This is a genomic window from Thermosulfurimonas sp. (assembly GCF_015491435.1).
Lineage (GTDB): Bacteria > Desulfobacterota > Thermodesulfobacteria > Thermodesulfobacteriales > Thermodesulfobacteriaceae > Thermosulfurimonas_A.
The window spans coordinates 1-4,323 of sequence record NZ_WFVX01000111.1 but is presented as its reverse complement, the minus strand read 5'-3'; the positions used below and the strand labels follow the sequence as shown (position 1 = coordinate 4,323).

Genomic DNA, 4,323 nt, shown 5'->3' with positions numbered 1-4,323 from the left:
GCCAGCAACTCCTCCACGTCCTCCAGGGCCTTACGGTGATCGGCCATCACATGGAGGGCGTAATAATCGGCCAGGTCCGGATAGATCCCGTAGGCGGCAAACCCGGCCCCCAGACCATTCCCTCTCTCCTCCTGACAGCAGATGGACCGGATGATGATCTCCCCGGGGATCAATTCCCCCTTGCGATGGATCACTCCGGAAAGTCCACAGCCCGAAATATCCTTGCTAAGCCCCCGTAGATGGTTCATGGCTATTCCCCCGCGTGTTTTACCCCCAGGATTTGCATTTCGGTTTCCGTAAGCCCCACCGCCCGCAGTTTATCCCGGTTCCCCCGCAGGCTCTCGATGGAATTAAGCCCCATGGCCCCGAGCATCTCCTTCATCTCGTGAGCCCAGCCGTAAACCAGGTTATAGATCTTTTCGTAAGCCACCTCCGGAGGAAGCCGTTTGATGAGTTTCGGATCGTTGGTAGCGATACCCCAGGGACACTTCCCGGTGAAACAGTGCTGGCACATGGTGCACCCGCAGGCGATCAGCGCCGGGGTTCCGATATAAACCGCATCCGCTCCCAGAGCGATGAGCTTGATCACATCGGCGCTGCAACGGATACCGCCGGAGGCGATCACCGAGGCCCAGTTACGGATGCCCTCCTGACGCAGCCTTTCATCCACCGCCGCCACCGCCAGCTCGATGGGGATCCCGATGTAGTCGCGGAACATGGTGGGAGCAGCTCCGGTGCCTCCCTTGAGCCCGTCGATTACCACCGCATCCGCCCCGGCCCGTACGATTCCGGAGGCGATAGCCGCCACGTTATGCACCGCGGCGATCTTTACGAAGACCAGTTTCTGGTACTGTGTGGCCTCCTTGAGGGCAAAGATAAGCCCCCGCAGATCCTCGATGGAATAGATGTCGTGGTGAGGGGCCGGAGAGATGGCGTCGGAGCCCACCGGGATCATCCGGGTCTTGGAGATCTCCTCGGTGACCTTCTCTCCGGGAAGATGCCCGCCGATACCGGGCTTGGCCCCCTGTCCGATCTTGATCTCAATGGCCACCCCGGCCTGGAGATAATCCACATGAAGCCCGAAACGCCCGGAAGCGCACTGGACGATGGTATTGCCGCCGAATTCATAGAGCGAGGCGTGAAGCCCGCCCTCGCCGGTATTGTAGAGGGTGCCCAGATCCCGGGCCGCCCGGGCCAGCCCCTGATGTACATGAAGACTTATGGCCCCGTAACTCATGGCCGCAAACATGATGGGAACTTCCAGTTTGATCTGCCGGGGCATGGGTTTCTTGAGACGGAATCCGCCCTCCCGCACCTCCACCTCCAGGGCATCCGGCCTGGGGCCTAGATAGGTGCGCAATTCCATGGGTTCCCTCAGGGGATCAATGGGAGGATTGGTAACCTGACAGGCGTCCAGGACCAGGTGATCGAAATAGGTGCGATAGGGAATATTGGAGCCGGTGGAGGTGAGGAGCACCCCGCCCTGATCGGCCTGTTTATACACGTTCTTGATGAACTCCGGCCTCCAGACCGCATGCGGTCGAAACTCGGAGGGGTTGCGGCGGATGACAATGGCCCGGGTGGGACACATGGCCTCGCAGCGATGACACCCCACACACTTGGTAGGATCCTCGGAGAGTTCCTTTTTTTTGGCGTCCCAGATGTGCGCTCCGTAGGTACATTCCCGCACACAGATCCGACACTGGATACACTTCTCAGGGTCCCTTTCGATGATGAAATCCGGAAAGAACTCGGCCCACCGGGGGACCTTCTTTCTGGACGCGCCCTTGGACTTGGCTTTCTCTCCCACCGCAAGCCTCCTTCTTTCTCCGATAATTAGAGCACTTTAATGGAATCTGTCCGGACTTTCAAGATTACCGCTATAATGAAACCCAGAATTTACCCGGAGGCCAGAAAAATGAAAGTGGAATACCGGGTCATCTACGGAGACACGGATACCGGTGGAGTCATGTACTACGCGAACTATCTGCGGCTCTTTGAGATCGGGCGCACGGAGCTCCTGCGCCGACAGGGGCTCACTTATCGGGATCTGGAGGAACAGCGCGGCTTGATCCTCCCGGTGGCGGAAGCCCACATTCGCTACCGGGCCCCGGCCCGTTACGACGATCTGCTGGAGATCCATACCCGCATAAGCGAGGTGCGTCCTCACCGGGTGCGTTTCGATTATCGAATCCTTCGGCAGGGTCGTCTTCTGGCCGAAGGCTATACCGTACACGCCCCGGTCTCCCGGGAGGGACGCTTGCAAAAATTTCCGCCGGATATCCTGGAGTTTCTCCAGACCTTAAGCCAGGAAAATCCCTCCGCCGGTTGACAGGTCTAGGTTGAATGTTATTATGCCGCCAAATTCCAAAAAGGAAGGGAGGGATATTCATTGCCTGGAGTAATCGTGCGAGAGGATGAGCCCTTCGAGCAGGCCCTTAAGCGTTTCAAAAAACAGGTGGAAAGAGACAAGATCCTTTCCGAGGTCAAGAAGCGGGAGTTCTACGAGAAACCCGGGGTGCGGCGACGCAAAAAGATCATGGCCGCCCGCAAGCGCATCCTCAAAAAACTTAAAAAGATGCAACAGTATGATTAATTGAATGCCGGGCGTTCTGGACAAACTCGAATGGCCCGGTCTTCTCCAGGAAATTAGGGCTTATCTGGCTACCGAGGCCGGAGAGGATCTGCTGGAGATCTTCTCTCCGGCCTTTTCTTTTGAGGAGGCCCTGGCCCGTCAGAACTTCTTTCAGGAACTGGAGGACTTTGCCCGAAGGACCGGTCTGAGCCGGCTCCCGGAGCTTCCCCGGTTGACCCCTCCGGTGCTCCGGGCGACCCGGGGCGGGATCCTTCTTCCGGAAGAACTCTATCTGATTCTGCGTTATCTGGAGACCGGCCGACTCCTTAAGGAACTCTCCTTTTTCCCGGACCTTTCCCGGCTCGAATTCCTGAGGCAGGAGCTTTCCTCGGCCCTAGAGCCCGGAGGGCGGGATCTCACCGACCGGGCTTCCCCGGAGCTCCGGGAGGCCCGGCGCCGGGCACGGCATTATTTCGAACGCTTACACCGGCTCATGGAGGATCTGCTGCGCTCCTACGCCCGGGCCGGAGTCCTGCAGGAGGAACACATCTTCCAGCGCAAAGGACGGCTGGTGCTTCCGGTGCGCGCGGAACACAAGAACCGGGTCCCGGGGATCCTTCACGATGTCTCCCAGTCCGGGGCCACGGTGTTCATTGAACCCGCCGAGGCCGTCCCGGTTTCCAACGAACTGGAGCTGGCCCGTCTGGAGGAGGAACGGGCCCGGCAGAAGGCCCTGGAAAGGCTCTCCCGCCTGGTGGAGGAGGAAGCCCAGGCCCTCAGGGAAGTGGAGGAGGCCGTGGCCCGGGTGGATCTGGGACTTGCGGCCCTGAACCTCTCCCGCCGCTACCGGGGCCGTTACCCCCGGCTCAAGCCCTCCGGTTCGCTCCGGCTTCTGAAGGCGGCTCACCCCTTCTTTTTCCTTCGGGGGGAGGAACCCGTGGCCAATGACTTCTTCCTCTCCCCGGAACGCCCCGTTCTCCTCATCAGCGGCCCCAATTACGGGGGCAAGACCGTGGCCACCAAAACGGTGGGGCTCTGCGTCCTTCTGGCTCAGGCCGGGCTGCCCATCCCTGCGGCCGAGGGGTCCGAAATTCCGGTCTTCCGGGAGATCCTGGCCGACCTGGGAGATGACCAGGGTCTGGAGGTGCACGAAAGCTCCTTTTCGGCCCATCTGCGCGTCCTGGCCAGGATCCTGGAGAAGGCCGGGCCGGGGAGTTTGGTCCTTCTGGATGAGCCCGGACGGGGAACCGACCCCCGCGAGGGAGGAGCCCTGGCCGTGGCCATCCTTGAAACCCTGGAGCATTCGGGCGCCCTGGTGGTGGCCACCACCCATTTCCCGGAGGTCAAACGTTACGCCGTCCTGAGTTCAAAAGCTCTCCCTGCCTCCATGGCCTTTGAACCTCAAACCCTGCGCCCCCTTTATCGACTGGTCTATGGCCTGCCCGGAGACTCCCACGGTCTGACCCTGGCCCGCACCTTCCTCCCTCCGGAGGTGGTGGATCGGGCCCGTCGCCTTTATTCCGGTTCGGAGGAAGACGGCCGTCTCTGGGAGAGGCTGCACCACCTGGAAGCCGAACTGGAAAAACAGAAGGAAGACCTGGCCGCGGAAAGGAAGGCCCTGGAGGAACAAAAGAGGAAATGGGAGGAGAAACGCCGACAGCTGGAAGAGGAACACCGGCTCCTGCGGGAGGAGCTGCGCCGGGAGGTGGAGAAACGTCTGCAAGGTCTCTCCCACCGGCTCCAGGAAC

At 60.5% G+C, this 4,323-nt stretch carries 4 protein-coding genes and 1 pseudogene; 3 read left to right on the top strand and 2 right to left on the bottom strand.

Annotated elements, in window-relative coordinates:
* Together F8J34_RS04955 and F8J34_RS04950 are read right to left on the bottom strand one after the other, a co-directional pair.
* A pseudogene (locus F8J34_RS04955) lies at window positions 1-248 on the bottom strand (hypothetical protein); the annotation flags it as partial.
* A 2-nt stretch (window positions 249-250) separates the two neighbouring features.
* Window positions 251-1,810, bottom strand: coding sequence for a glutamate synthase-related protein (locus F8J34_RS04950; RefSeq protein ID WP_297056901.1), 1,560 nt, complete (start codon window positions 1,808-1,810; stop codon window positions 251-253).
* A gap of 108 nt (window positions 1,811-1,918) precedes the next feature.
* Here F8J34_RS04950 and F8J34_RS04945 point away from each other — a divergent pair, with 108 nt between their 5' ends.
* The 3 genes from F8J34_RS04945 to F8J34_RS04935 form a co-directional block, all read left to right on the top strand.
* Entirely contained in the window at window positions 1,919-2,332 is a 414-nt protein-coding gene (locus F8J34_RS04945) for a thioesterase family protein (protein WP_297056900.1), read from the top strand.
* Window positions 2,333-2,392: 60 nt separating this feature from the next.
* The gene (gene rpsU / locus F8J34_RS04940) at window positions 2,393-2,596 is read left to right on the top strand and encodes a 30S ribosomal protein S21 (RefSeq protein WP_297056899.1); all 204 of its coding nucleotides are present in this window, start codon (window positions 2,393-2,395) and stop codon (window positions 2,594-2,596) included.
* A gap of 4 nt (window positions 2,597-2,600) precedes the next feature.
* Window positions 2,601-4,323: hypothetical protein (locus F8J34_RS04935; protein WP_297056898.1), on the top strand; the 1,723-nt coding region annotated here is incomplete at its 3' end.

What these genes read in the sequence shown, in the direction of transcription:
- F8J34_RS04945 (WP_297056900.1), top strand. Translation starts at nt 1,919, where the DNA reads ATGAAAGTGGAATACCGGGTCATCTACGGAGACACGGATACCGGTGGA.